Raw genomic sequence first — 24,734 nt, 5'->3', positions numbered from 1 at the left:
AGAACTTTTATATAGTGAGTTTTTTCAGCTTTTTCCTGCTCTAAATGGGTGCGAATTCGAGTGATTTGCTCGAAAAAGGTGCGATTGATCAGCATAAAAAAGCACTTTACATTCCTGAATAGAAAAATGTAGTGTTTACTCCATTAATGGTTAAAACACTCCATAAATGTGATTCGGGACGTGGTGATGTCGCACACAGAATCTCAAACCTCCAGGCCGCCAGGCGAGGTTTCGGAAATCGAGACGGATGTATTGATTGTCGGCGCGGGCCCCTGTGGCCTGTTCGCCACGTTCGAGCTGGGCATGCTTGGTATGCGCTGCGATGTGGTCGATGTACTGGATCGGCCGGGCGGGCAATGCGCGGAGCTCTATCCGGAAAAGCCAATCTACGATATCCCCGCCTTGCCGGACTGTAGTGGCGAGCAGCTGATCGACAATCTGCTGCTGCAGGCCCGGCCGTTCGAGCCGCGTTTTCATTTCGGCCTGATGGTGGAAGCCTTGAACCGCATGGACGATGGGCGCTGGCGGGTTCGTACCAACGATGGTCAGTGCTTTATCGCCGGGGCCGTGGTGATCGCGGCGGGGTCCGGGTGTTTCTCGCCGAGAAAGCTGCCAGCGGCGGGAGCGGAAATGCACGAAGGCGAAGGGCTTCTTTATGCGGTGCGAGAGAGAGAACGTTTGCGCGGAAAGCACCTGGTGGTGGTCGGTGGCGGCGACTCCGCGCTGGACTGGGCTCTGAACTTACACGACATCGCTGAGCGCCTGACTCTGGTACACCGCCGGGACCGCTTCCGTGCCGCCCCGGACACGGTGAATAAGGTGCGCGCCTTGATCGATACCGGCGCCATGGATTTCCGCGCCGGCGCGGTGGCCGAGCTGGTCGACGACAGCGGGCAGCTCAGCGGCGTGCGGCTGCAGGGCGGTGATCAGGTGGTGTGTGATCACGTGCTGGCCTTCTTCGGCCTGTCCGCCCGGCTCGGGCCGCTGACGTCCTTCGGCCTGGACATGCATGGCGACCACATCCGCGTCGATACCGAACGCTTCGCCACCAGCCTGGACGGCGTCTACGCCATCGGTGATGTGTGCTGGTACCCGGGAAAACTGCGTTTGATCCTTTCCGGCTTTCACGAAGCGGCGCTCATGGCCCACGACGTCAAACGTCGTCTGCACCCGGATATCAGACATGTTTTTGAACACAGCACAACGGCAATGAAGGAGCATCTGGGCCCGAGATGAACATGCAAATAACCGTAATTGATCGGCAAAACCAATCCCATGAACTGGTGGTCGAGCCGGGCACGCGCAGCAATCTGATGATGATGATGGTCGACGCCGGCCTGCCGGTAAGGGCGGAGTGTGGCGGAAGTTGTGTCTGCGCGACCTGCCATGTCTATGTGCGGCAGGCGCCGGCGGGTGCCTTGTCGGAGCTGGGCGAGGACGAGGAAGACGCACTTGATCTGGCGTTTGAACCCGGCCCGGATTCCCGGCTCGCCTGCCAGATTCCGATTACCGACGCCTGCGACGGCCTCAAGGTCGAGCTGGCGCCTGAATGGCCCTGATGCCTGGAGGAAACAATGTCTGAATACGTTCGTAATACCTGGTACCCGTTGACATGGTCGCGCAACGTCGGCCACGAGCTGGCGCGCCATGTGGTTATCGAGGAACAGATCGTGGTGTTCCGTGACAGTGGCGGGCAGGTCGTGGCCATGGAGGATGCCTGCCCTCACCGGTTGGCGCCTTTGTCCATCGGTACCCTGGTGGACGACACCATCGAATGTGGCTATCACGGACTGCGCTTCGGTTGCGATGGCCGTTGCGTGCACATACCCGGTCAGGATCGGGTGCCTGACAGTGTCCGTGTCCGTGCCTATCCGGTAGTGGAGAACATGGGCATGGTCTGGATCTGGATGGGTGACGAGGATAAAGCCGACCAGAGCAAGGTGTTCGACCTGCCCGAGTACCACGATGAAAACTACAGCTCCTTCGAGGGCGATGCCCTGGTGCTTCACGCCAATTACCTGAATCTGGCGGAAAACCTTTGCGACCCCTCCCACGTCGCCTATGTCCATCAGAGCACGCTGTCGAACAAGCAGCACGGTGATGTGCCGGTTCACCATGAGCGCCTGGAAGATCGGGTGGTCACCTGGCGCTGGATCATCGACTCACCGCTGATCCCCATCTTCGAGGGGCTCAAGCCCTATCAGGGCAATGTGGATCGGTGGCACTACTATCACTATTACTGCCCGTCCATCGCCATTATCGACTTCGGTAGCGCGCCCACCGGCACCGGAGCCCCGGAAGGTGACCGGTCCGACTGCATCCAGATGTTTGCCTGCCACTTCATTACGCCGGTGGACAGCCGTACCTGCATCCAGCATTGGCTGCTGGTGAAGAATATGCCCGCCGACGAGGCCGTGGACCAGCGTCTCAAGGATGGCCTGAGAATTGCTTTTAACGAGGACAAGGTGGTGTTGGAAGCCATCCAGAATAACGAAGAAAAGTTCAAGGACGTCCGCCCGGTAAGGCTGGCGATCGACGCTTCGTCGATGAAGATGCGCAAGATGGTAAGCGAGATGATCTCCCAAGAACGATGAGCATCAACCCATTCCCAGGAGCATACGCATGCGAAGGAAAATCAGGAGAATCCCATTTTTCGTGGCGGCCGCGACCTTGTTGGTCAGTGTGCTATCCAGCGCCGATGACGATGTAATCCGCATCGGCGAAATCAATGCCTATAAGGCCCTGCCCGCTCTGACCGTGCCTTACCGTAAAGGGTGGGAGCTGGCGCAGGAGGAAATCAATGCCCAGGGCGGCGTGTTGGGCAAGCGTCTGGAAACGGTATTCCGCGACTCCAACGCCAATGCCGGCGAAGCGGTGCGCGCCGCCCAGGAACTGGTGACGCTGGAAAAGGTGGATATGTTGGCGGGGGTGACGTTCTCCCATGTGGGTCTGGCGGTGTCCGATTTCGCCCGTCACCGTAAGGTCTTTTTCCTCGCCTCCGGCCCGTTCAGCGATGCCATCATCTGGAGTAAACACAACCGCTACACCTACCGGTTGCGCGCCGGCACCTACGCCATGGTGGCCGCGGTGATCGACGATGCGGTGGCTCTGAACAAGAAGCGTTGGGCGCTGGTTTATCCCAATTACGAATACGGTCAGGTGGCGGCGGAGACCTTTAAACGCGAGATGAAAAAGCGCCAGCCGGATGTGGAGTTCGTGATCGAGCAGGCGCCCCCCTACGGTAAGGTGGACGCCGGCTTGATGGTGCAGGCTCTTGAGGACGCCAGGCCCGATGCCATCTTCAATGTGCTGTTCGGCGCCGATCTGACCCGGTTCCTGCGCGAGGGGCACAATAGGGGCCTGTTCGAAAACCGGGAGGTGGTGAGCCTGATGTCCGGCGAGCCCGAGTATTCCGACTCTTTGAAAGGTGATGCGCCAAAGAACTGGATCGTTACCGGCTATCCTTATTACAGCCTGGATATGCCCGAGCATCAGGATTTCATAGAGAAGTACCGCGCCAAATATGATGACTACCCACGCATGAATTCGGTGGTCGCCTACGCCACGGTGAAGGCACTGGCCGCGGGCATTGAGAAGGCGGGATCAACGGACGCCGAGGATCTGGTCGAGGCCTTCAAGGGGCTGGAGTTCTCCACGCCTTTCGGTGTCGAGCGATTCAGCCCGGTGGATAACCAGTCCTCCATGGGTGTGATCGTGGGGCGTTCCGATCTCAAGGACGGTCGTGGCTACATGAAGACCTGGAAGTATCTGAACGGCGATGCCATCAGTCCGCCGCTGGAGGAGCGCAAGGCGTTGGTGGCGGGCGACTGACGATGAAGGTTTTTGGTCGCCTTTTCTTCCCACCGGGTGACCGGCCGGCGCGTCCACTGTGACGCGCCTTTTTTTTCAGCGCACCATCAGGTGGTCGAAAATCACCGTTTTCATATGACCCAGCCAGGCATCGCTGCGCAGATTCGGCGTCAGTTCCTTGGAGAGCCAATAGGTGTAAGTGTATTGGTTGGACACGTAGAAAAACCCCATCGACATGATGGTCATCAGGATGAAGTTGGTGTCCGCGTCGGGGCGGAATATATTCTTCTTTTTGCCGCTCTTCAGGATCTCATCGATAATCCGCACCAGCGGGAATGAAACCTGTTTGATGTGCTCGGACTGCCGGATGTAGCGCCCATAAAGCAGGTTCTCGGACATCACCAGCCGGATGAATTCCGGATGGTTCATGTAGTGTTCCCACATATGGGTGATCAGCTCGTCCATGCCGTTGACCGGGTCGCCTTCCGGTGGGACGAATTGACGTTGTTCCTCGATGAGATTGCGGTAAACCTCTTCCAGTACCGCTTCGTAGAGCCGTTCCTTGTTGCCGAAATAGTAGTAGAGCATGCGGTCAACGGTATTGGCCCGCTTGCTGATGCGGTCAATACGAGCGCCGGAAAAACCGTGATTGGAGAACTCCTCGATCGCCGCATTGAGGATGGCGGCAATCAGCCTTTCCGGATTTCTGCGCACCCGTTTGGGGCGCTCCGGTGCTCCGGACTTCACTGGGGTTTTTTTTCGGGCCGGCGATTTCCGTGTCGGCTTCACTAAGGGCTCCTGGAACGAAAAGAAGCGGTTGGCGACCGCCCGCGCACCCTTTGTAATGGTGCGACACTGGCCGCAAAGACGGCAAGAAAAATGGGCACGTGATAGTACTATAGCGTGTTCCTTAGCGATAGTTATGCCGCTTTTTCCCTGGCTCCGGCGCTCTCGGAAGGCCTCCAGACAACTTCGCTTGGGGCTGGCGGCGCGAATGACGTGCGCGTTAGCAGCGGGCATCCGACCGCGATAAACCTTTTTTATCGCGGCTGAAGCCGCTCCTACCACGATTGGCCGGGGCACGATTGGCCGGGGTGGGTAGCAGCGGCTTCAGCCGCAAACATCATCAGGCTCCACGGTTTTCATAAGCAGCCCACCGGCGACATGGGCCGCCGGCCGGTCATTTCACCGCGCCGCCGGGGTGCCTATACTCCGGCCATGACCCGGATTCCCGCCAGCGACGATGGCACTTTCTTGTGGATGACCTACCGCGCCATGGCGGACGCGGGGCTGGACTGCGCCGCCATCTTCGCCAGCGTGGGGCTGCCGGACCAGGTGCCGGACCGGCGTCCGCGCCGGGTTAACGGCCCCCAGCGGCAGTTCTGGGACGCCGCCGTGCGGGTCAGCGGTGACCCGCACATCGGGCTGCACATCGGCGAACGCATGCCGCCCTGGCGCGGCCAGGTGCTGGAATACCTGCTGCTCAGCAGCCCCACCCTGGGCGAGGGGCTGGAGCGGGTGCTGGCCTACCAGCGCCTGATCACCGACGCCCTGCCGCTGCGCCTGGTGGTGGAAGGCGACCAGGCCCTTCTTACCGGCCTGAACCATCCGGTGCGCCATTATCTGGAGTGCGCCACCTGCATCGCCCTGGGCTTTCTGGAGCGGGTCACCGACGGCGAGTTCCGGGCCACCGAGGTGCGTTTCCCGCACACCGAGGGTGCCCCACCGGAGACCTACCGGCGGGTGCTGGGCTGCGCCGTGACCCTGGGCGCGGACCAGGGCGCCATCGTGTTTCCGGCGGCGCTGCTGGCGCGGCCGTCGCCGGCGGCGGAGCCGGCATTGCTGGTGGTGCACGAACGGCTGGCGGCGGAACGCATGGCGGCCCTGGGCCGGCGGGAATTGCTGGCCGATCTGGAGCGCCATCTGGGCGGCCTGCTGGAGCGCGGTGAGGCGTCCCTGGAGGCGCTGGCCGCCCGGGCCGGGTGCTCGCCCCGGGCGTTGCGCGGGCAACTGGCGGAGGCCGGCACCGGTTTCAAGGCGCTGCTGGCCGGCTACCGGGAACGACTCTCCCGGCGGCTGCTGGCGCGCACCGACGCGCCCATCGACCGGATTCTCTATCTCACCGGTTTCTCCGAGCCGGCGGCGTTTTCCCGGGCCTTCAAGCGCTGGACCGGCGAGACCCCCACCGCCTACCGCCGCCGCAAGCACGGGCAGCGGGCGCTTGATCCCGGTGACGGCGATCCGCGCGGTGGCGATCAAAGCGGCTGAGCCCGGCGCCGGCATCATGGGTGACGGACACAGTCATTCAGGAGAACCCGTCATGCTCGGCTTTCCCGTGGCGTTGCTCACCGTCAACGCCTTTGAGTGGTACGCCCACAAGACCTGGCTGCACGAATACCCGGCGCGCCATCGCAACAGCCCTTTCTTCACCCATATCCGCCATCACAAGCGGGCGCGGCTGAACGGCTTCGCCGACGCCGGCTACCGCGAATCCATGTGGCGCGACCAGGAAATGTTCAACGAGAAGGTGGCCCTGCTGGGGCTGTGCGTGGTGTTCACGCCGGCGGCGCCGGTGGCGCCGTTCTTTACCGTGGGCATTTACTACGGCGCCTGGCAATACTGGCGCAAGCACAGCCGCGCCCATCTGGATCCGGATTGGGCCCGTCGGCACCTGCCCTGGCACTACGATCACCATATGAACCGGGACCAGAACGCCAACTGGTGCGTGACCCGGCCCTGGTTTGATTACCTGATGGGCACCCGGGTGCCGGGGGCGGATTCGGTGACCGAGAGCAACCCGCTGGGGTTGCCGCTGCCGGCCTGGCTGGAAAAGCCGGTCAACCGGCTGGCCCGTCGCTGGCGGCCGGCGCGCGCCGAGGCGCCGCTGGTGGTGGCGGCCTAGCCGCGCACCGCGGCGGCGGGCTGGACCCCATGGCTGGCGGGGTGGAGCCAGCCGCGCAGGGGCGTCCAGTCGCCGCTTTCCCGGGCCTGCTCCAGGGCGTCCGTGAAGCCCGGCCAGCGCGCTTCCAGCGCCTCGCGCAGGGCAGCGTTGTCGTCGTCGGCCAGTTGCGAGAGGGCCGCTTCCGGCTGGCTGGCGTCGATCAGCTCGATGCTGCGCGGCGACAGATAAAGGCCCGCTTGCGGATCGGTGGCGCCGCGCTGCCGATCCAACTGGGTCAGCCGCCGGTCCAGGGTGCCCAGGGCGCAGCGCAGGCTGTCCGGGTCGCCGGCGGCGTCGTCGCCCAGGGCATCCAGATCCGCCTGCAATTGTTCATCGGCCAGCCGCAGGTAGGCGCGGCGGCGGGCCGGTGCGTCCACCTGCACGGCGGCGTCCTGTTCCACCGTGCTGGACGGCACCGCGGCCTCCTGGCGGCCAGCGCGGAAGTCCGCCGCCCGGCGCGGTGCCTCGGCCACCCCGGCCACCAGCAGCCGCAACGGCTGGAAGCCCAGGGCCACTTCACCCTCGCCGGTGGCGCCCTGCTGGCGGCGCAGGTTGGCGGCGGTCAGTTCCAGGGCCGGATCGTTGACGATGCCGGAGTCCGGCCAGGCCGGCAGGGCATCCACGTAGGCCGGATAGAACGGCCAGTCGTCCAGGCGCTCCAGCCGTTCCGGCACGCCGCGCTGGCAGGCCACCGCCGCCAGCGACAGATAATGATCGTTGAAGGCGGCGTACAGATCGGCCCAGGCGGTGCGCGCGCCGGCCAGGCTGTCCGGGTCCGGGGCGTCGAGCAGGGCGTCCAGGGCGTCCCGCCAGGCCTGGCGCTGGTTGCCCAGGGCGGTGGCGCCGGCCTGGTCATTAAGCGGGCGCAGGTCGGTGTTGCCGTCGCCGCCGGGGGCCGCGCCGGTGGGCCGGCCCGGTTGCGGCGAGCCGGCGTCCGGCTCCGCCGGGGTGGCCGTGTCGGTGGCGTCGCAGGCACTCAGCAGCAGGGCGGGCAGCAGCGCCAGCAGGGCCGGCCACCGGGGCCTGAGAGCGGCGCTCATGAGGAGGCTCCCACGGAGGTTTGGCGCAGGGAAATCACCGGCCAGCCCCGTTCCCGGGCGGCCTGCTCCAGGGTCTCGTCCGGGTCCACCGCCACCGGATGGTCCACCTTGCCCAGCAGCGGCAGATCATTGTGGGAGTCGCTGTAGAACCAGCTGCCGGCGAGGCTCTCCTGGTGCTGTTCCAGCCAGCTGTTGAGCCGTTCCACCTTGCCTTCCCGGTAGCTGGGCACGCCGGCCACCCGGCCGGTGTAGCCGCCCCGTGGGTCGCGCTCGGCGGTGGTGGCGATCAGATGGGGCACGCCCAGCCGCTCGGCGATGGGCGCGGTGATGAAATCGTTGGTGGCGGTGATGATCATCAGGGTGTCACCCTGTTGCCGGTGTTTGGCCACCAGCTGTTCCGCCGCCGGCAGCCACAGGGCGTCGATCACCTGGTCCATGAAGTCCCGGCGCAGGGCGTGCAGTTGTTCCAGGGGCCGGTCCTTGAGCACCGACAGCACGAACTCCTGGTAGGCGAAGATGTCCAGATCCCCGTCCAGGTAGTCCTGGTAGAAGCGGTCGTTGGCCGCCTTGTAGCCGGCCCCGTCCACCTCGCCGCGGCCGACCAGGAATTCCCCCCACTGATGGTCGGAATCGCCGGCGATCAGGGTATTGTCCAGGTCGAAAATGGCCAGTGTCATGCATGCTCCCGGGGCGCGCCCGCTGTCGTTGGAGGAAGGTGCGAAAAGTCAGCGGCAGCTTACCAAAAGCGCGTCCGTGACGGCAGCCGATTGATCGCCGCAGGGCCGACAAGGTTTAATGGGAATATTGCGCGCCTGTACGGCTGGGTTCCGCGCCTTCCCGCGAACCCCGTGCCGCGCCATGGGATTGAAGGCAATGACAGGCATCATCGACGACAAAGGATACCGGCTGAATGTCGGCATTGTGATCGCCGCCCCGGATGGGCGGGTTTTCTGGGGCCGCCGGGTGGGCAACCGCGACGCCTGGCAGTTTCCCCAGGGCGGCATGATGCCGGGAGAGAGCCCCGAGGACACCCTGTTCCGCGAGTTGGAAGAGGAGACCGGCCTGTTGGGCGAGCACGTCAGCGTGCTGGCCACCACCGACGGCTGGCTCACCTATCGCCTGCCGCGCCGCTTCCTGCGCCCGCCGCGCAACCGGCCGGTGTGCATCGGCCAGCGGCAGAAGTGGTTTCTGCTGCGCCTCAACGCCGAGGAGGAGGTCATTGATCTGGCCCGTTCGCCGGTGCCGGAGTTTCAGGACTGGCGCTGGGTGAACTACTGGTACCCGATCCGCAAGGTGGTGCACTTCAAGCGCGGCGTCTATGCCCGCGCCCTGCGTGAGCTGGCGCCGGCCCTGCGCGGCGAAAAGCGCCGCGGCTAGCGAGCCGTCCACGCCACACCGACCAGAGAGGAACACACATGCTCGATACCCTGCGCCGCATCGTGCAGGAAGTGAACAACGCGCCGGATATCCGATCCGCTCTGGATCTGATGGCCCAGCGCGTGCGCGATGCCATGGGCACCGAGGTGTGTTCCATCTATCTGCGGGACAACAACGAAGAACGCTACATGCTGATGGCCTCCGAGGGCCTCAAGCGCGAGGCGGTGGGCCGGGTCAGCCTGGGCACCTCCGAGGGGCTGGTGGGCCAGGTCGGGCAGCGCGAGGAACCGATCAACCTGGAGGACGCCTTCGCCCACCCCAAATTCCACTATCTGGCGGAAACCGGCGAGGACCCCTTCCATGCCTTCCTGGGCGTGCCGGTGATGCACCACGGCGAGGTGCTCGGCGTGCTGGTGGTGCAGCAGCGCGACGCCCGCCGCTTCGACCAGAGCGAGGAAGCCTTCCTGGTCACCATCTCCGCCCAGCTGTCGGCGGTGATCGCCCACGCCCACGCCTCCGGCGTGCTGTTCGACCAGCTCGACACCCAGGACCTGCCCAGCATCCACGACGGCCAGCCCGGCTCCACCGGGGCCGCCATCGGCATCGGCGTGCTGCTGTTCCCGGAGACCGACCTGTCCTCGGTGCCGGACCGGGACGCCACCGACATCAGCGGTGAAATCGCCCTGCTCGACGAGGCCCTGGTGCGGGTGCGCCAGGAAATCCGCGATCTGGCCGAGCGCGCCAAGAAAAGCCTGGGCCCGGAGGAGCAGGCCCTGTTCGATGTGTACCTGCGCATGCTCGACCGCCACGCCCTGCCCGCCGAGGTGGTGGCGCGCATCCGCGACGGTCAGTGGGCCCAGGGCGCCCTGCGCATGGTGGTGGACGCCCACGTGCACAATTTCGAGATGATGGATGACCCCTACCTGCGCGAACGGGCCGCCGATGTGCGCGACCTGGGGCGCCGGGTGCTGGGGCAATTGCAGAGCCGTAACCGGCGCCGCATCGAGTTTCCCAAGGCCTGCATCCTGATGGGCGAGGACATCTCCGCGCCCATGCTGATGGAGATGCCGGAGGAGAACATCGTCGGCATCGTCACCACCCGGGGCTCGCGCAACTCGCACATGGCGATCGTGGCCCGGGCCATGGGCATCCCCACGGTGGTCGGCGCCCAGAACCTGCCGCTCAAGAAACTGGACGGCAAGGAACTGATCGTCGACGGCTTCCGGGGCCGGGTGATCGCCAACGCCTCCGCCGAGCTGAAGTCCCAGTTCGAGGACATCATCGCCGAGGAAAAACACCTGCTGGCGGGGCTGGAAAAACTCCGCGACGAGCCCGCCGAAACCGAGGACGGTCAGCGCATCGCGCTGCAGGTGAACACCGGCCTGATGACCGACATCGTGCGCTCCATCGAGCGCGGCGCCGAGGGCGTGGGCCTGTACCGCACGGAAATCCCGTTCATGGTGCGCGACCGCTTCCCCTCCGAGGAGGAACAGCGGCTGATCTACCGGGAGCAGCTGTCCGCCTTCGCCCCGCACTGGGTGACCATGCGCACCCTGGACGTGGGCGGCGACAAGCCGCTCAGCTATTTTCCCATCGAGGAAGACAACCCCTTCCTGGGCTGGCGCGGCATCCGCGTGACCCTGGACCACCCGGAAATTTTCATCGTCCAGGTGCGCGCCATGCTCAAGGCCGCCGAGGGCCTCAACAACCTGCGCATCATGCTGCCGATGATCACCACCGTGATCGAGGCGGAGGAAGCCCAGCATCTGATCCACCGGGCCTGGCTGGAAGTGCGCGAGGAAGGCGTGGACGTGGAGATGCCGCCGGTGGGGGTGATGATCGAGGTGCCCGCCACGGTGTACCAGGCCCGCGCCCTGGCCCAGCGGGTGGAATTCCTGTCCGTGGGCACCAATGACCTGACCCAGTACATGCTGGCGGTGGACCGCAACAACCGGCAGGTCTCGGACCTCTACAATTCCTGCCACCCGGCGGTGCTGCACGCGCTGCTGCATGTGGTGGAGCAGGCCCACCAAGAGGGCAAGCCGGTGTCGGTGTGCGGCGAAATGGCCGGCGACCCCAGCACCGCGCTGATCCTGATGGCGATGGGCTTCGATTCCCTGTCCATGAACGCCTCCAACCTGCTACGGGTGAAAGCGGCGGTGCGCCAGGTCAACATGACCTTCCTGCGCCGGCTGCTCAACGAGGTGCTGGCCATGGACAACGGCGAGGTGATCACCTCCTACCTGGACCTGCAGCTCACCAAGGTGGGCCTGGGCGACCTGGTACGCCACCGCAAGCCCGCCTGATCGCGGCTAAAGCCGCTCCTACAAGAGGCTTCCGTAGCGCCGTGTAGGAGCGGCTTCAGCCGCGATAACGCCGAACGCCGGTTGCGCGCGGTTACCTGGATTGGGCGCTGTAGCGCGGTGGGCCGTCGGGTTCGCCGTCCGGGCGCCAGCTTTGCTCGGCCATTTCCGGTTCGCCGCGGGCGTGCAGTGTTACCGCCGAGCTGGCCCGGGTGCCGTACTGTTCCGACTGAATGAACACCGGCGCCACCAGACGCTCCAGGGCCCGGTCCACGCCGGTGTCCGGCAGCGCCGACTCCGGCGGCTGGTGGCGGTCGTTGACCACCTGGAGCAGGGCCTCCAGGCCGGCGCCTTCGGCGATGGCCGCCGTCAGCCGTGCCTTGCCCCGTTCCACCTTGGGCCAGGGGTCGTCCAGCAGGCCGTTGGACAGCCCATGCACGCCCGGCGTCACCGCCCGGGGCGGCGCGCCCCGGTTGCTCAGGTACCAGAGCGCATCGCGGTCGCCCACCAGCAGGTTGAAGCCGGTGTAGCGGTGCTGCTGGTCGGCCAACGACTGGCAGAACGCCTCGGGCGTATCCTGGCTTTCCAGGAAGGCGCTGGGCAGCAGGCCCCGGGACAGCTCGCCGTCGCCGCGTTCGGCCAGCGGTTCCCGGAAGTTGGTGATCACCGCGAAGCGCCCGTCCCGGTGGATGCCCAGCCAGGTGCCGCCGGCGCGGCGGTCCAGGCCACAGAATACGTCGCCGCGCCAGCGCGCCGGCTCCGTGGGGCGGGCATGGAATTCATCCCGGTTGGCGGCCACGGTGAGGGGCGTGTCGGCGCCGGGGCGCCACTGGAACAGCACGATGCACATAGGGAATCTTCGCCGGGTAGGACAGGATCAAAACGGCCTGCTAGCATAACCGCCATTTCCAGCAGGGGACATCCATGACGCTTGTGCTGATTTGCGCCCTGATCGGGGTGGTCGCCGGCCTGATGGGCGGCACCCTGGGGCTCGGCGGCGGCGTGGTGATCGTGCCGCCGCTGATCTACCTGTTTCATGGCATGGGCGTGGACGACGCGGTGGTGGCGCAGATGGCGGTGGGGACTTCCCTGGCCACCATCATCGTCACCTCCGCCAGCTCGGTGGCCGCCCACCATCGCGCCGGCTACGTGCTGTGGCCGGTGGCCGGGCGGTTGACGGTGGGCATCGTGGTGGGCGCGCTGCTCGGCGCGGTGATCGCCGACCGGCTGTCCGGCCTGGCGCTGACCCGCCTGTTCGGTATCTTCGCTATCATCATCGCCCTGCAGATGCTGCTGCGGCGCCCCGGCCGGGCGGTGGAGGACGCGCCCCGGCGGCTGCCGGGCAGCGGCGGCCTGGCCGCCGCCGGCGGGGTGATCGGCACCTTCTCCAGCCTGTTCGGCATCGGCGGCGGGTCGCTGACGGTGCCGTTTTTGTCCTGGTGTCGCCTGCCGATGCAGAATGCGGTGGCGATTTCCGCCGCCTGCGGGCTGCCCATCGCCCTGGCCGGCAGCCTGGGGTTCGTGGTCACCGGCTGGGGGCGCCCGGAATTGCCGGCCTGGACCCTGGGTTATGTGTATCTGCCCGCCGCCCTGGCCATCGTGGTGACCAGCTATCCCATGGCCAAGGTGGGGGCACGCCTGAGCCACCGGGTGCCGTCGGCGGTGCTGCGGCGGATTTTTGCGATCTTCCTGATCGGCATCGGTCTGGAACTGATTCTGTGAGCGGCCCGCCCACCGGGTGGCCGCGCTGACGGAGTAGAAGCATGGATTTTCCCCGTATCGACCCGGTGGCCATCGCCATCGGGCCTTTGCAGATTCACTGGTACGGCCTGATGTACCTGGTCGGCTTCGTGGGCGGCTGGCTGCTGTTGCGCTACCGGGCCGACCGGCCGGGTAGCGGCTGGAACCGCGACCAGGTCAGCGACCTGGTGTTCTACGTGGCCCTGGGGGTGATCCTGGGCGGCCGGGTCGGCTATGTGCTGTTCTACAACTTCGGCAAGTTTCTCGACGACCCGTTGTGGCTGTTCGAGATCTGGACCGGCGGCATGAGCTTCCACGGTGGCGCCCTGGGCGTGCTGCTGGCGTTCTGGCTGCTGGCCCGCAAATTCGGCAAGCGCTATTTTTCGGTGGCGGATTACGCGGTGCCGGTGGTGCCCATCGGCCTGGGTGCCGGCCGGCTCGGCAACTTCATCAACGGTGAACTGTGGGGCCACCCGGCCAACGTGCCCTGGGCGATGATCTTTCCCGGCGACCCCATGGGGGTACCCCGGCACCCGTCCCAGCTTTACGAATTCCTGCTCGAAGGCGTGGTGCTGTTCCTGGTGCTGTGGTTCTATTCCGCCCGGCCGCGTCCGGCCGGCGCGGTCACCGGCCTGTTCGGGCTGGGTTATGGCCTGGCGCGCACCTTCGTGGAGTTTTTCCGCGAGCCGGACGCGCACATCGGCTACCTGACCGGCGGCTGGCTGACCATGGGCATGCTGCTCAGCATTCCCATGATCGTTCTCGGCGCCGCCATGATGTTCTGGGCCTACCGGTACGATGACCGGCCGGCCCCGGCGAGGAAGTAACGCCATGAATCAATATCTGGACCTGCTGCGCCTGGCGCGCACCGAAGGCATCCGCAAGGAAGACCGCACCGGCACCGGCACCCGCTCCCTGTTCGGTTATCAGATGCGCTTTAACCTGGCCCACGGCTTTCCGCTGGTGACCACCAAGAAAGTGCACCTGAAGTCGATCATCCACGAACTGCTGTGGTTTCTGTCCGGCGACACCAACATCCGTTACCTGAAGGAAAACGGCGTCAGCATCTGGGACGAGTGGGCCACCGAGGACGGCGACCTGGGGCCGGTGTACGGCGAGCAATGGCGCTGCTGGCCCACCGCCGACGGCGCGGTGATCGACCAGATCGACGAGGTGCTGGCGGAGATTCGCCGCAATCCGGACTCCCGGCGGCTGGTGGTGAGCGCCTGGAACCCGGCGGTGCTGCCGGACCCGCGCCTGTCGCCCCGGGAGAACGCCGCCATGGGCCGCCAGGCGCTGCCGCCCTGCCATTGTCTGTTCCAGTTCTACGTGGCCGACGGCAAGCTGAGCTGCCAGCTCTACCAGCGCAGCGGCGACATCTTCCTGGGCGTGCCCTTCAACATCGCCTCCTACGCCCTGCTGACGCTGATGATGGCCCAGGTCTGCGACCTGCAGCCCGGCGACTTCGTGCACACCCTGGGCGACGCCCACCTGTACAGCAACCACCTGGAGCAGGCCGACCAGCAGCTGGCCCGCCCGCCCCGGCCGTTGCCGGTGATGAAGCTGAACCCGGCGGTGAAGGACCTGTACGCGTTCCGCTTTGACGATTTCACCCTGGAAGGCTACGACCCGCACCCGCACATCAAGGCGCCGGTGGCGATCTGACCACCGGCCGCCAAGGAGACCCCATGAGCATTCGTCTGGCGATGATGGCCGCCAAGGCCAGCAACGACGTGATCGGCCGTGACAACAAGCTGCCCTGGTACCTGCCCAACGACCTGAAGTATTTCAAGCAGGCGACCCTGGGCAAACCGATCATCATGGGGCGCAACACCTGGGAATCCCTGAAGCGGCCCCTGCCCGGGCGCACCAATATCGTGATCACCCGCCAGGGGGATTACCACGCCGAGGGCGCCAAGGTGGTGGCGACCCTGGACCAGGCCCTGGAACTGGCGGAACACGTGGCGCTGATCGATGGCCAGGACGAAGTGGTGGTGATCGGTGGCGCGCAGATCTACGCCCTGGCGTTGCCCCGGGCGGACCGGCTCTACCTGACCGAGGTGCACGCGGAGGTGCCGGGGGATACTTACTTTCCGGCGGTGGACGCGGCGCAATGGCGGGAAATCGGCCGGGACGATTTCCAGGCCGAGGGACCGAATCCCTACGATTATTCGTTCGTGGTGTACGAGCGCGCCTGACCGGGGGCGGCCGGGAGCGCTTACGACAGTCCCGGGCTAGGAGAGCCCCTTGCTGTCGCGCACGTCCTCGGCGATCTTCATCAGCAGCCGCCGGCGCGACGGCGTCAGCGCTGAAACGATACTGATCAGTTCGCGGGTTTCCTTGTCGAAAGCGGCCGCCGGATCGCGCAGATGGGGCGTCTTGGTGTGCCCTTCCAGTTCCTCGAACAGCTCCGTCAGCGACATTTCCAGGGCCGCGCACAGGCGCCCGAGCCGTTGCACGGACACGTCCTGCCGGTTGCGCTCGATGCGCGACAGGTTGCCCGCGTCCGTACCGGCCCGGTATGCCACCTCTTCGAGGGTTTCTTCGCGGCGTTGCCGCCGCTGCTTGAGAATGCCACCAATATCCATGCCCATAAGTTTCTGTAGCTGCTCTGAAGCACTCAATGTGTTACTTGCAACGGTGCAAAAGATATTTTTAGCTTATGGGCAAATAACGCTTATCCGGCCTTGAATAGGCGCAAGGCCGGCGTCAGTCGTAAGGCTCTTCGTCCGGGGTCAGCCGGGCGGTGAACGACAGCCGCAGGCGCTCACCGGGGGCGAAGCGCTCGCCCCGGCTTTCGCTGGAATAGCCCCCCGGGGCTTCGTTCACGCGCCGGCCGCGACGGGCGGTCAGGTTGCGCACGAAATCCTCGGCGGGCCAGCCCAGGGCATCGCACAGGGCCAGCATGCGCTGCACGCTGAGCTGCTGCTCGTTGCGTTCGATGCGGGACAGGTTGCCCGGGTCGGTGTGCGCCCGGGAGGCCACCTGTTTGAGGGTCAGGCCAAGGCGGGCCCGGCGTTCGCGCAGCAGGCCACCGATATTCAGATCCTTCGTCATGGTTTTTTCCTTCCCTTAGTGGTTCATGGTGCTGGTCGTCAGGGCGAAGCCGGAAACGCGGTCTTCGCTCTGGGTTTTTTTAATCTTCTTCCTGCAAAATAGCAAGAATCCGCCATTGCTATTGTACCAAACCATATGGTTTTATTTTTTGCAATGGAAATGGAAGTCGAAAACGACATGAATCACAGGGTGATGTTCAGCGACGCGGACGCGGATCGGGTGGGCCAGGAGGCCTATGGGTTGAGCTGGCCGGGCAAGGCGCGGGCGGCGGATCAGGCTGGCGAACCGGCAACCGGAAGCCTCGCCCCGCGGGAGGACAAGTCACTGGATTTTCAGGGCGCCCGGCACGGGCTGATCGAGGGCGACAATCTGGCGGTGCTGCGCCACCTGCGGGCGGGCTATGGCGGCCGGGTGAAGATGATCTACATCGACCCGCCCTACAACACCGGCGGCGCCTTCCAGTACCCGGACAACTTCCGCGACAGCGCCGCCGAGCACCGGCTGCGGGCCGGCGACGGCGCCGACCCGGAAGGCCGCTACCATGCCCGCTGGCTGAGCATGATGTACCCCCGTCTGCTGCTGGCCCGGGAGTTGCTGCGCGAGGATGGCGTGCTGTTCGTCAGCATCGACGACCACGAGGTGCACGGGCTGCGAATGATGCTCGACGAGATTTTCGGCTCGCGGAATTTCTTCGCCATGTTCCCCTGGCAGTCACGCACCTCGCGGCAGAACGACACCGACCTGTGCGTGCAGCACGAGTACGTGCTGGGCTATGCCCGCCGGCGGCGGGACGGGCCGCGCCGCCTCAAGCGCGACAATGAAGCGCGCTGGCGCCAGGCGCCGGGTTTCGCCGCCTTCCCGGAGCCCGTCGACAGCGGCCGCTACAGCAACCCGGACAACGACCCCCGTGGCCCCTGGAAGGCGGACCCGTTCGATGCCCCCAATGTGCGCCCGAAACTGACCTATGCGATCCGTAACCCGGCCACCGGCGAGGAATTCTGGCCGCCGCCGGGGCGTTGCTGGCGCACCGGCGAGGCGCGCTTCGCGGCGTTGCGCGATGACGGCCGCATTCTGTTCGGCCGCAGCGGCCGGGCGCGGCCCCAGCTCAAGGTGTTTCTCAATGAAAAGCGGGCGTTCGGGGAGGTGGCCGCCACCTGGCTGGACGGCGCCACCTACGGCACCGCCAGCGCGGGCACCCGGGAACTGCAGGCGCTGTTCGACGGCGAAAGCCCGTTCCAGTACCCCAAGCCCACCGCGCTGCTGCGATTCCTGCTGCGGCTGGCCACCGGCCCGGACGATCTGGTGCTGGATTTCTTCGCCGGCAGCGGCAGCACCGGCCACGCGGTGATGGCGCAGAACCAGGCCGATGGTGGCCGCCGGCGCTGCCTGCTGGTGCAACTGCCGGAACCCACCGGCGACCCGCGCTGGCCGACCCTGGTGGATCTCACCGCCGAACGGCTCCGCCGGGCCGCCGGCGCCCTGGGCAGTGACGAGGGTTTCCGCTTCTGGCGGCACACCAGGGAACCGCCGGACGCCGCCGACCCCTGGAGCTGGCTGGCACCCTTGGGGCTGCCCCTGGATGCGCGCCTGCAACCGGTCACCGTGAACGGGGCGCTGGCGCACCGGGTGCGCCATGGGGAGCAGACGTGGCTGTTGTACGCCGGGGCGGAGCTGGACGAGGCGATGCTGAACGGGTTACTGAGCGCGGGCGCGGATGTGCTGGTGTTGCACCGTGCCTTGCTGGACCGCCGGCCGCTGGCCGCCTGGGGGGCAGCCGGGCCAACGGTGAGAATCGTGGAGTGATCCGGCGCTTTCGTGAATCGCGGCTGAAGCCGCTGAAAATCGTGGGGTGACCCGGATTCCCTTGGATCGCGGCTGAAGCCGCTCCTACGGGGATGGCATCTGTAGGAGCGGCTTCAGCCGCGATCGGGCTCCGGCTCCGCCAAGACCCAGAACCGGAACGCCACCACATTGACCAGGGTGGCCAGCAGGCCGCTGATCAGGCCGGTAAGCACCAGGGTGCCGCCGTTGTCCCCCAGCAGGCTCATCACCACGCTGTTGATCACCAGGGAAAACACCATCACCAGCATGAACGACAGCATCAAGGCGGCCAGCAATGGCCACTGACTGGCGGAGGAGCGCTGGAAACCGTTCTGCAGGGCGGTGATCGGGCCGTCGCCGCGCAGCATCAGTTGGAAGGGCGCGAAACACAGCCGGGCATACAGCCACAGGGCCGGGAAGATCAGCAGGAACCAGCCCAGGGACACCGCCAGGGCGAGCATGAAATAGGTGGCCAGCAGGAACGGATAGCGGGCCAGGGCGGGCAGGGTGCAGGCCAGCAGGCCCCGGGCGCGCCCTTGCTGGATGCTGGCCATCTGCACGATCAGCGCGCCTTCCGCCAGCGGGCGGATCAGCATCAGCCCGAACATGCTGATGGCGTTGAAACCGATCAGGGTGCCGTCGTCGCCGGTGACCAGCACCGGGCCGATCAGCTGCTGCAGGATTTCACCGAACAGGGTGAAAGGGGCACTGATCAGGAACAGCGCCGCCAGATGGCGGCGCCAGAAGAATAAGGCTTCCTTGAGACGTTGCAGAATCATGCCGGGCTACCCTCCGCGAACCGGCGACACCATACGTCAGCCGTCGGAACTTGACCAGCGCCCGGTAGCCCGGCGGCGATCACCGCGCCGCCGGTGCCCTTACCACCAGTACTTGCCCCAGTTCTCCGGGTTGGCCCAGAAGCGCGGGTTGTTCCAGTGGCGGCGGAAGTTGTAGTCGTCCAGGTCGTAACTGTAGATATCCAGCTCGCGGCCGTCCTGGGCGAAATGGCCCTCTTCCCGGCAGCCCAGGGCGAGAAAGCCATGCTGCGGCCAGCGCAGTTTCTCCGGTGCCAGCCGTGGCTGGTACACCGCCACCAGGGAGTCCGTGTGCAGGTTGCGCAGCAGCCCGAGCAGGGACTCGCCGTCCCGCTGGCTCATGTACTCCAGCTGGTCGGCGATCACCGCCATATCCACCCGTTGCACCTGTTCCAGCGCCTGGAACGGATTCTGTTCCTGGATATGGATCAGCTCGCAATCGTGATCCTTGCACCAGTGGTCGGCCACCGGCACCGGGTTGAGGCTGACGGTCAGCAGACTCTTGGGCTGGTGGCTGTCGAGGATGGCCGCCAGTTTTTCCTGCGGCGTTTCAATGGCTTTTGAAGCAATGGCAGTAGTCATGGGTTTGAGTCTAGGCGGTTCCCGGCACGACCTCCAGGGCCGGGCGGGGCCGGCGGCTGTTAAAAATTGTTTGCCCGGTCACGTTCGCGGGCGTTGACGGGGTGGGGGCATCTAATGATAATGATTCTCAAATACATTTACGGAGGCGCTTCGCCCCCGCAACCGCATGGCCCTGGACCCGGGCCCGACACTTCAAGGAGAGACGTCATGTCCCAAGGCACCCTGACCCTTCCGCGCAAGGTTTCCAGCCCCCGCCGGGTGACCCCCGCCGGCAACCGGGCCCGCCGCATCGCCATCGAAGCGGACAGCAGCGTGGCCAGCCGCGCCCTGCTCAACCAGGACGGCAAGCTCTGGATCGAGCACGGCGGCGAACGCTACCTGCTGCGCCGCACCGCCAACGACCGCCTGATCCTCACCAAGTAAGGACCGGGCGGCACCCTGTTCTCCCTGACCGTGGAAAGCCAGCCCGGGCCCGGCTCATCGCCGTGCCCCCCCCGCCAGCTGCCCACACCCTGATTCGCAAGGAGGCTCACTGTGACCCTGACCGCGACGGTGGCTACGCTGGCGCCCGCCCCCCGGGCGTCCACCACCTTTCATCATTGCCGTGCCGCCCTGGGCGACCAGGTGTTGCGGCTGCAGGACGAGCCGCTGGCCATTCTCAAAGGGCTCTACCGGCTGGGCGTGCTGGTGGTCACCACCTTCGCCGACGGCGGCCGGGTGTCCCAGTCCATGCGCTACCCGACCCTGGAAGACGTGGACGAGGGCCTGGAATACCAGGGCCGGCAATGCCGGCTTCGCCATCAGCTCAACCTGCCCCTGTGGCGCTCGGTGATGGCGGTGCTGGGCCCGGTGGCGGACCTGCCGCCGCGCAGCCTGCTGTTCTTCGACCGCTTCGGCGAACCGGTGCAGCAAATGGCGGTGGCCCCGGAAACCGGCGGCCTGGCGTTCGAGGAGCTGGTATGCGCCATGCTGCACCCGGACCAGCGCCAGCTGGGCGCGCCGCCGCCGCGCCTGCCCGCGTCGCCCACGGAGGTGCCTTCGGTGGCGGAGCTGGAGCGGCAATGGTCCCACGGCGACGACGATGGCTTCCGCGCCCTGCTGGCGGGCATCGGCGACCGGCGCCAGGTGCTCTATCAGGCGGTGCGCGACAAATTCGCCTGCCCGGTGCGGGCGGAGACGATACCGTCACTGCTGGCCCTGGCCAGCCGCCGGCAAAGCGCCTACACGGTTTGCACCGGCAACAGCGGCGTCAGCCTGTGCCTGACCGCGCCCTGGTCGGCGCCGCGCTGGCAAAAAGGCCAGTGCCACCTGGCCCATAACGGCACCCTGCTGTCCCTGGACATGAGCCGGGTGGCCAGCGTCTGGCGCCTGCGCCGCCCCGCCCCCGGCCGGGTGGTCACCGCCCTGGAAGCGCTGGACGCCCAGGGCCGTTGGTTATGGACCCTGTCCGGCGCCGACGACGAGGATGCATGGCTGAGCCTGCTGGGGGACAGTTTGATCGCGGACGGGGCGCCGGGGCGGCGGATGGCTTAGGGTTGATCGCGACTGAAGTCGCTCCTACGGCCCCGCTCTTGTAGGAGCGACTTCAGTCGCGATAAAGCGTTCAGAAGTGGCCGTCGAAATCCCGGATCAGGGCCACCAGCTGGTCGGTATTCTCGGGCAGGTCGCGCAGGGTTTCCTCGGCCAGCGGCGCCACGTCGCACTGGGCGGGCAGAGGATGATCCTCGGCCAGGATCGCCCGGAAGCGGGCGATGAACACCCATTGCAGCCATTGGCTGAATTTCATGGTGTCGGCGAAGAACGGGGTGGCGCTTTCAAAGGCCTCCGGTTCCGGGGGCAGGGTTTCCCAGAGGTTCAGGGATTCCATCTCGCTCTGCATGTCGTTGAGCAGGCCGGTGAGGGCCTGGCGGGTATCGGTGGTCATCAATTATCCAGTAGCGGCAGCAGGTCGGGCAGTTCCCGCAGATGATGAATGTGATGGTCCGGCCGGTCCAGGTCGCCGGGCCAGTCCAGGTCGATCAGGTTGGCCCACACCGCCTGAAAACCGTGGCGCCGGGCGGCGTCCACGTCCTCCACCGGGTGATCGCCCACGTGCAGCGCCTGGCCCGCTTCCACCCCGGCGCTTTGCAGCGCCGCCCGGAACATGTCCGGCTCCGGCTTGCGCCGGCCGATGCTCTCCGCGGAATGATGAAACTGGAACAGGTCGGCGATGCCGATGCGTTTCAGGTCCGAGTTGCCGTTGCTGAGGGCGCCCAGCGTGTAGGTGTCGGCCAGGGTTTCCAGCACTTCCAGGGCGCCGGGGAAGAAGCTCACCCGGTTGCGCGCCTCGTGAAACACCTGGAAGGCGTCGGCGGCGATATGGCGGGCTTCCTGTTCGCCGAAGCCGGCGGCCAGGAAGGTCTCGGCCATGGCGTCCCGGCGCAGCCGGGTCAGGCTGTTGAGGTAGTCCGGCTGTTCGCGCACCAGCCGGTCGCGCACCGCGCGGATGCGCTCGGAGGTGAGCGCCCGGGCGGCGTCCGGGTGCCGGTCCGCGATCCAGTCACTGGTGACGCGTTCCGCCTGGCGTATCACCTCGTCCACCGGCCACAGGGTGTTGTCCAGGTCGAAGGTGATCAGTTTGAGTCCGGTCATGGGGAGAGATGATAAGCGGCACGGCGGCGTCGATAAACGGTGGTGTTGTGAAATCGTGAGGCAGTGGTCTCGGGCGGTGCGGTTTCAGTCCGCAGGATCGTCGTCGCCGCGCCGCCGCTGGGCCCGGGGATGGGCGTTGTCGTAGATCTTCGCCAGGTGCTGGAAGTCCAGATGGGTGTAGACCTGGGTGGTGGCCAGGTTGGCGTGGCCCAGCAGCTCCTGCACCGCGCGCAGGTCACCGGAGGACTCCAGCACATGGGTGGCGAACGAATGGCGCAGCTTGTGCGGGTGCAGATGGTCGTCCAGGCCCCGGGTCTGGGCGGCCCGGCGCAGCCGCTGCTGCACCGCCGAGGGCGACAGGCGCCGGCCCCGCTGGCTGACGAACAAGGCGCGCTGGTCCGGGTCATGCACCAGGCCGGGCCGCGCCTGGAGCCAGGCCCGCAACGCCGTCAGCGCCGGTTTGCCCACCGGCAGCACCCGGGTTTTGTTGCCCTTGCCGGTGACCACCAGTTCCGCGGAGCCGGCGGACACGCTGTCCAGGTCCAGACTGAGCAACTCCGCCAGCCGCAGGCCGCAGCCGTAGAGCAGCTCCAGCATGGCCTGGTCGCGGCGGGCCAGGGGGCCGTCGCCGTCCGGATTGTCGAGCAGGTGGCGGGTCTGGTCCGCGTCCAGGGCCTTGGGCAGGCGCTTGCCGCTTTTCGGCGCGCGCACGTCCAAGGCCGGGTTGTCCTTGGCCTGGCCCTCGCGGATCAAAAAGCCATAAAAGGTGCGCAACGAGGACAGCAGCCGCTGGATGCTGCGCCCGCCCAGGCCACGCCGGTGCAGGGTGGCCACCAGGGCGCGCACGTCGTGGGCGGTCACCGCCGGCCAGTCCGGGCGCAGTACCTCGGCGGCGGTGCGCAGATCGCGGCGGTAGTGTTTGACGGTGTGCGGCGACAGCCGCCGCTCGCTGGCCAGATGGCGGGCGAAGGCGTCGATGGCGGCCTGCCGGTCCGTCACGGGGGGCTCAGGCGCGCTGCGCCTGGCGGTTGGCCGCCGGGCCGCTCACCTCCACCAGCCGGCGGCTGAGCACCTGGCCAATATGGCTGATGAACAGGGTGCCCATGGAACTGCGGAAGTGCATGGCGTCGCCGCTGCCGATGGCCAGCACGCCGAGCCGGCCGTTGTGCTCCAGCGGCACCACGGCGGCGGATTTCACCGCCTCGGCCCGGTCCTGGAACAGCGCCGCCAGTTCTTCCTGGCGCAGCACGCCGCACACCGCCTTGCCGGTGCGCAGCAGCGGGCCCAGGGCGGCGGGCAGGTCTTCCGGGTCGACGAAGCGCACCTGCTTGCGCACCTCGCCGAGCAGCTTGGCCTCCCGGTCGTGCAGCAGCAGCGCCACGGTGTCACAGCGGAATTCCTGCTCCAGGCCCTGCAACAGCTGGCGCAGCAGCTTGTCGGTGTTGCGCGCCTCCAGCAGCGCCAGGGTCAGGCGGCGGGTGTGCTCGAAAAGCTGGTCGTTTTCCCGGGCCACGTCGATCAGCCCGTTCAGCCGCTCGCGCAGTTCCTGATTGCGGTCGCGCAGGATCGAGGCCTGGCGCTCCAGCAACGACACCGCCGGGCCCCTCGGGTCCGGCAGGCGCATCAGTTCCAGCAGCTCCGGGCGATCCTGAAAGAATTCCGGGTGACGGCGCAGAAAGGCGGCCACCTGATCGGCGCCGGGCAGGGTGGCGCCGGGCTGAGTGTCGTCGGTCATAGGGGCTCCACGTCGATTTCGCCATCATAGACACGGCTGGCCGGGCCTGTCATCAGGATGCCACCGTGGCCGTCGTGGCGGACCTGCAGGGTGCCGCCGGGCAGATGCACGGTGACCGCCTCGTCGAGCAGACCCCGGCGCTGGCCGCACACCACCGCCGCGCAGGCGCCGGAGCCGCAGGCCAGGGTCTCGCCGGCGCCGCGCTCGAACACCCGCAGGCGGATCTCGTCGCGGCGCACGATCTGCATGAAGCCGGCGTTGACCCGCTCCGGGAAGCGCTCGTGGCGCTCCAGCAGCGGCCCCAGGGTTTCCACCGGGGCGGTGTCCACGTTTTCCACCAGCAGCACCACATGGGGATTGCCCAGGCCCACGGCGGACACCTCATAGGCGTTCTGGCCGGCCACCAGAATATAGGTGTCGGCCTCCGCCTCGGCCTGGAACGGCACCGCCGCCGGCGCCCAGCGCGGCGCGCCCATGTCCACGGTGACCAGGCCGTCGTCGGTGACCCGCAGGGTCATCAGGCCCTCGGCGGTTTCCACCCGGATTTCATGCTTGCTGGTGTGGCCCTGGTCGCGCACGAAACGGGCGAAACAGCGGGCGCCGTTGCCGCACTGGCTGACCTCGGAACCGTCGCTGTTGAAGATCCGGTAGCGGAAATCCACGCCCTCGTGCCGGGCCGGCTGCACCACCAGCATCTGGTCGAAACCGACACCGAAATGGCGGTCGCCAAGCCGGCGCAGCTCCGCCTCCGGCAACGGCGGACCGTCCTCCGGCAGCGGCTGGGTGAGCCCGTCCACGACCATGAAGTCGTTGCCAAGGCCGTGCATTTTGGTGAAACGGAGGCGCATGAGAGACCCGCGGTCAATTTGTTGAGACGGTCCA

28 protein-coding genes are annotated in these 24,734 nt (G+C 66.5%); 15 read left to right on the top strand and 13 right to left on the bottom strand.

The features are described from left to right. The first annotated feature begins 252 nt into the window (after positions 1-252). The 4 genes from FGS76_RS13835 (at position 253) to FGS76_RS13820 (ending at position 3,831) form a co-directional block, all read left to right on the top strand. Positions 253-1,236 (top strand): NAD(P)/FAD-dependent oxidoreductase, encoded by a 984-nt coding sequence (locus FGS76_RS13835; RefSeq protein ID WP_240692546.1) that lies wholly within the window; start codon positions 253-255, stop codon positions 1,234-1,236. Positions 1,237-1,238: 2 nt separating this feature from the next. Next, a complete protein-coding gene (locus FGS76_RS13830) occupies positions 1,239-1,559 on the top strand; it encodes a 2Fe-2S iron-sulfur cluster-binding protein (RefSeq protein ID WP_138773250.1) in 321 nt (106 codons plus the stop codon). A gap of 15 nt (positions 1,560-1,574) precedes the next feature. Next, positions 1,575-2,594 (top strand): aromatic ring-hydroxylating dioxygenase subunit alpha, encoded by a 1,020-nt coding sequence (locus FGS76_RS13825; protein WP_138773249.1) that lies wholly within the window; start codon positions 1,575-1,577, stop codon positions 2,592-2,594. A gap of 61 nt (positions 2,595-2,655) precedes the next feature. Further along, positions 2,656-3,831: an ABC transporter substrate-binding protein gene (locus FGS76_RS13820; protein WP_205717267.1), complete on the top strand. Its 1,176-nt coding sequence runs from the start codon at positions 2,656-2,658 to the stop codon at positions 3,829-3,831. Between the two features lie 75 nt (positions 3,832-3,906). Here FGS76_RS13820 and FGS76_RS13815 read toward each other — a convergent pair whose 3' ends face one another. Then, positions 3,907-4,599: a TetR/AcrR family transcriptional regulator gene (locus FGS76_RS13815; protein ID WP_170214479.1), complete on the bottom strand. Its 693-nt coding sequence runs from the start codon at positions 4,597-4,599 to the stop codon at positions 3,907-3,909. A gap of 429 nt (positions 4,600-5,028) precedes the next feature. Between FGS76_RS13815 and FGS76_RS13810 the strand changes: the two genes are divergently transcribed. Further along, entirely contained in the window at positions 5,029-6,078 is a 1,050-nt protein-coding gene (locus FGS76_RS13810) for an AraC family transcriptional regulator (protein WP_138773246.1), read from the top strand. Positions 6,079-6,130: 52 nt separating this feature from the next. Further along, entirely contained in the window at positions 6,131-6,712 is a 582-nt protein-coding gene (locus FGS76_RS13805) for a sterol desaturase family protein (RefSeq protein ID WP_138773245.1), read from the top strand. Here the strand turns inward: FGS76_RS13805 and FGS76_RS13800 are convergent. Together FGS76_RS13800 and FGS76_RS13795 are read right to left on the bottom strand one after the other, a co-directional pair. Then, on the bottom strand, positions 6,709-7,791 hold the full coding sequence (locus FGS76_RS13800) for an imelysin family protein (protein ID WP_138773244.1): 1,083 nt from the start codon (positions 7,789-7,791) through the stop codon (positions 6,709-6,711). The genes FGS76_RS13805 and FGS76_RS13800 overlap by 4 nt on opposite strands. After that, positions 7,788-8,468 carry a histidinol-phosphatase gene (locus tag FGS76_RS13795; protein ID WP_138773243.1) on the bottom strand — a complete coding sequence of 227 codons (681 nt, stop codon included), beginning with the start codon at positions 8,466-8,468 and terminating at the stop codon, positions 7,788-7,790. The genes FGS76_RS13800 and FGS76_RS13795 overlap by 4 nt, the downstream gene beginning before the upstream one ends. Before the next feature lie 196 nt (positions 8,469-8,664). On the opposite strand from FGS76_RS13795, the gene FGS76_RS13790 reads away from it, so the two are divergent. Then, positions 8,665-9,168, top strand: a complete 504-nt coding sequence (locus FGS76_RS13790) for an RNA pyrophosphohydrolase (RefSeq protein WP_138773242.1) — start codon at positions 8,665-8,667, stop codon at positions 9,166-9,168. 38 nt (positions 9,169-9,206) lie between these two features. Beyond that, complete coding sequence (gene ptsP / locus FGS76_RS13785) at positions 9,207-11,474, top strand: phosphoenolpyruvate--protein phosphotransferase (protein ID WP_138773241.1); 2,268 nt, start codon at positions 9,207-9,209, stop codon at positions 11,472-11,474. A 91-nt stretch (positions 11,475-11,565) separates the two neighbouring features. Here ptsP and FGS76_RS13780 read toward each other — a convergent pair whose 3' ends face one another. Continuing rightward, on the bottom strand, positions 11,566-12,321 hold the full coding sequence (locus tag FGS76_RS13780) for an NRDE family protein (protein WP_138773240.1): 756 nt from the start codon (positions 12,319-12,321) through the stop codon (positions 11,566-11,568). A gap of 74 nt (positions 12,322-12,395) precedes the next feature. Here FGS76_RS13780 and FGS76_RS13775 point away from each other — a divergent pair, with 74 nt between their 5' ends. Genes FGS76_RS13775 through FGS76_RS13760 form a run of 4 tightly spaced genes read left to right on the top strand, consistent with a single transcriptional unit; the run spans position 12,396 to position 15,409 of the window. Then, a complete protein-coding gene (locus FGS76_RS13775) occupies positions 12,396-13,193 on the top strand; it encodes a sulfite exporter TauE/SafE family protein (RefSeq protein ID WP_138773239.1) in 798 nt (265 codons plus the stop codon). 41 nt (positions 13,194-13,234) lie between these two features. Further along, positions 13,235-14,038: a prolipoprotein diacylglyceryl transferase gene (gene lgt / locus FGS76_RS13770; protein WP_138773238.1), complete on the top strand. Its 804-nt coding sequence runs from the start codon at positions 13,235-13,237 to the stop codon at positions 14,036-14,038. 4 nt (positions 14,039-14,042) lie between these two features. Then, positions 14,043-14,876, top strand: a complete 834-nt coding sequence (locus tag FGS76_RS13765) for a thymidylate synthase (protein ID WP_138773237.1) — start codon at positions 14,043-14,045, stop codon at positions 14,874-14,876. A gap of 23 nt (positions 14,877-14,899) precedes the next feature. Continuing rightward, positions 14,900-15,409: a dihydrofolate reductase gene (locus FGS76_RS13760; RefSeq protein WP_138773236.1), complete on the top strand. Its 510-nt coding sequence runs from the start codon at positions 14,900-14,902 to the stop codon at positions 15,407-15,409. 36 nt (positions 15,410-15,445) lie between these two features. Here FGS76_RS13760 and FGS76_RS13755 read toward each other — a convergent pair whose 3' ends face one another. Further along, positions 15,446-15,805, bottom strand: a complete 360-nt coding sequence (locus FGS76_RS13755) for a helix-turn-helix domain-containing protein (RefSeq protein WP_138773235.1) — start codon at positions 15,803-15,805, stop codon at positions 15,446-15,448. Between the two features lie 115 nt (positions 15,806-15,920). Continuing rightward, positions 15,921-16,268: a helix-turn-helix domain-containing protein gene (locus FGS76_RS13750; RefSeq protein WP_240692545.1), complete on the bottom strand. Its 348-nt coding sequence runs from the start codon at positions 16,266-16,268 to the stop codon at positions 15,921-15,923. Between the two features lie 177 nt (positions 16,269-16,445). Between FGS76_RS13750 and FGS76_RS13745 the strand changes: the two genes are divergently transcribed. Then, positions 16,446-18,071, top strand: a complete 1,626-nt coding sequence (locus tag FGS76_RS13745; protein WP_170214478.1) for a site-specific DNA-methyltransferase — start codon at positions 16,446-16,448, stop codon at positions 18,069-18,071. A 113-nt stretch (positions 18,072-18,184) separates the two neighbouring features. On the opposite strand, the gene FGS76_RS13740 is transcribed toward FGS76_RS13745, so the two are convergent. Together FGS76_RS13740 and FGS76_RS13735 are read right to left on the bottom strand one after the other, a co-directional pair. After that, positions 18,185-18,868, bottom strand: coding sequence for a hypothetical protein (locus tag FGS76_RS13740; RefSeq protein WP_138773233.1), 684 nt, complete (start codon positions 18,866-18,868; stop codon positions 18,185-18,187). 99 nt (positions 18,869-18,967) lie between these two features. Continuing rightward, positions 18,968-19,486, bottom strand: a complete 519-nt coding sequence (locus FGS76_RS13735) for a DUF6231 family protein (RefSeq protein WP_138773232.1) — start codon at positions 19,484-19,486, stop codon at positions 18,968-18,970. A 207-nt stretch (positions 19,487-19,693) separates the two neighbouring features. Between FGS76_RS13735 and FGS76_RS13730 the strand changes: the two genes are divergently transcribed. Together FGS76_RS13730 and FGS76_RS13725 are read left to right on the top strand one after the other, a co-directional pair. Next, positions 19,694-19,909 carry a hemin uptake protein HemP gene (locus FGS76_RS13730; protein ID WP_240692544.1) on the top strand — a complete coding sequence of 72 codons (216 nt, stop codon included), beginning with the start codon at positions 19,694-19,696 and terminating at the stop codon, positions 19,907-19,909. Between the two features lie 111 nt (positions 19,910-20,020). Then, positions 20,021-21,019: a ChuX/HutX family heme-like substrate-binding protein gene (locus FGS76_RS13725; protein WP_240692543.1), complete on the top strand. Its 999-nt coding sequence runs from the start codon at positions 20,021-20,023 to the stop codon at positions 21,017-21,019. A gap of 70 nt (positions 21,020-21,089) precedes the next feature. Here the strand turns inward: FGS76_RS13725 and FGS76_RS13720 are convergent, their stop codons facing one another. The 5 genes from FGS76_RS13720 to dapF all read right to left on the bottom strand — a co-directional run bounded on the left by FGS76_RS13720 (position 21,090) and on the right by dapF (position 24,700). Then, entirely contained in the window at positions 21,090-21,410 is a 321-nt protein-coding gene (locus FGS76_RS13720) for a YqcC family protein (RefSeq protein WP_138773231.1), read from the bottom strand. Then, positions 21,410-22,117, bottom strand: a complete 708-nt coding sequence (locus FGS76_RS13715) for an HAD family hydrolase (RefSeq protein ID WP_138773230.1) — start codon at positions 22,115-22,117, stop codon at positions 21,410-21,412. The genes FGS76_RS13720 and FGS76_RS13715 overlap by 1 nt, the downstream gene beginning before the upstream one ends. An 84-nt stretch (positions 22,118-22,201) precedes the next feature. Then, positions 22,202-23,116 carry a tyrosine recombinase XerC gene (gene xerC / locus FGS76_RS13710; protein ID WP_138773229.1) on the bottom strand — a complete coding sequence of 305 codons (915 nt, stop codon included), beginning with the start codon at positions 23,114-23,116 and terminating at the stop codon, positions 22,202-22,204. Positions 23,117-23,123: 7 nt separating this feature from the next. Next, the gene (locus tag FGS76_RS13705; RefSeq protein ID WP_138773228.1) at positions 23,124-23,852 is read right to left on the bottom strand and encodes a DUF484 family protein; all 729 of its coding nucleotides are present in this window, start codon (positions 23,850-23,852) and stop codon (positions 23,124-23,126) included. Further along, positions 23,849-24,700: a diaminopimelate epimerase gene (gene dapF / locus FGS76_RS13700; protein WP_138773227.1), complete on the bottom strand. Its 852-nt coding sequence runs from the start codon at positions 24,698-24,700 to the stop codon at positions 23,849-23,851. The genes FGS76_RS13705 and dapF overlap by 4 nt, the downstream gene beginning before the upstream one ends. Positions 24,701-24,734: the final 34 nt, after the last annotated feature.

It is taken from the genome of Alloalcanivorax gelatiniphagus, assembly GCF_005938655.1.
GTDB classification, from domain to species: Bacteria; Pseudomonadota; Gammaproteobacteria; order Pseudomonadales; family Alcanivoracaceae; genus Alloalcanivorax; species Alloalcanivorax gelatiniphagus.
This window is presented reverse-complemented; position numbering and strand designations above follow the sequence as displayed.

Bases quoted from the DNA above. Each gene is read 5' to 3' on its own strand.
- FGS76_RS13760 (WP_138773236.1), top strand. From the start codon at position 14,900: ATGAGCATTCGTCTGGCGATGATGGCCGCCAAGGCCAGCAACGACGTG.
- FGS76_RS13775 (WP_138773239.1), top strand. From the start codon at position 12,396: ATGACGCTTGTGCTGATTTGCGCCCTGATCGGGGTGGTCGCCGGCCTG.
- dapF (WP_138773227.1), bottom strand. From the start codon at position 24,700: ATGCGCCTCCGTTTCACCAAAATGCACGGCCTTGGCAACGACTTCATG.
- FGS76_RS13810 (WP_138773246.1), top strand. From the start codon at position 5,029: ATGACCCGGATTCCCGCCAGCGACGATGGCACTTTCTTGTGGATGACC.
- FGS76_RS13795 (WP_138773243.1), bottom strand. From the start codon at position 8,468: ATGACACTGGCCATTTTCGACCTGGACAATACCCTGATCGCCGGCGAT.
- ptsP (WP_138773241.1), top strand. From the start codon at position 9,207: ATGCTCGATACCCTGCGCCGCATCGTGCAGGAAGTGAACAACGCGCCG.
- FGS76_RS13745 (WP_170214478.1), top strand. From the start codon at position 16,446: ATGAATCACAGGGTGATGTTCAGCGACGCGGACGCGGATCGGGTGGGC.
- lgt (WP_138773238.1), top strand. From the start codon at position 13,235: ATGGATTTTCCCCGTATCGACCCGGTGGCCATCGCCATCGGGCCTTTG.
- FGS76_RS13735 (WP_138773232.1), bottom strand. From the start codon at position 19,486: ATGACTACTGCCATTGCTTCAAAAGCCATTGAAACGCCGCAGGAAAAA.
- FGS76_RS13705 (WP_138773228.1), bottom strand. From the start codon at position 23,852: ATGACCGACGACACTCAGCCCGGCGCCACCCTGCCCGGCGCCGATCAG.
- FGS76_RS13790 (WP_138773242.1), top strand. From the start codon at position 8,665: ATGACAGGCATCATCGACGACAAAGGATACCGGCTGAATGTCGGCATT.
- FGS76_RS13800 (WP_138773244.1), bottom strand. From the start codon at position 7,791: ATGAGCGCCGCTCTCAGGCCCCGGTGGCCGGCCCTGCTGGCGCTGCTG.
- FGS76_RS13805 (WP_138773245.1), top strand. From the start codon at position 6,131: ATGCTCGGCTTTCCCGTGGCGTTGCTCACCGTCAACGCCTTTGAGTGG.
- FGS76_RS13715 (WP_138773230.1), bottom strand. From the start codon at position 22,117: ATGACCGGACTCAAACTGATCACCTTCGACCTGGACAACACCCTGTGG.
- FGS76_RS13825 (WP_138773249.1), top strand. From the start codon at position 1,575: ATGTCTGAATACGTTCGTAATACCTGGTACCCGTTGACATGGTCGCGC.
- FGS76_RS13750 (WP_240692545.1), bottom strand. From the start codon at position 16,268: ATGACGAAGGATCTGAATATCGGTGGCCTGCTGCGCGAACGCCGGGCC.
- FGS76_RS13780 (WP_138773240.1), bottom strand. From the start codon at position 12,321: ATGTGCATCGTGCTGTTCCAGTGGCGCCCCGGCGCCGACACGCCCCTC.
- FGS76_RS13720 (WP_138773231.1), bottom strand. From the start codon at position 21,410: ATGACCACCGATACCCGCCAGGCCCTCACCGGCCTGCTCAACGACATG.
- FGS76_RS13755 (WP_138773235.1), bottom strand. From the start codon at position 15,805: ATGGGCATGGATATTGGTGGCATTCTCAAGCAGCGGCGGCAACGCCGC.
- FGS76_RS13730 (WP_240692544.1), top strand. From the start codon at position 19,694: ATGTCCCAAGGCACCCTGACCCTTCCGCGCAAGGTTTCCAGCCCCCGC.
- FGS76_RS13740 (WP_138773233.1), bottom strand. From the start codon at position 18,868: ATGATTCTGCAACGTCTCAAGGAAGCCTTATTCTTCTGGCGCCGCCAT.
- FGS76_RS13765 (WP_138773237.1), top strand. From the start codon at position 14,043: ATGAATCAATATCTGGACCTGCTGCGCCTGGCGCGCACCGAAGGCATC.
- FGS76_RS13830 (WP_138773250.1), top strand. From the start codon at position 1,239: ATGCAAATAACCGTAATTGATCGGCAAAACCAATCCCATGAACTGGTG.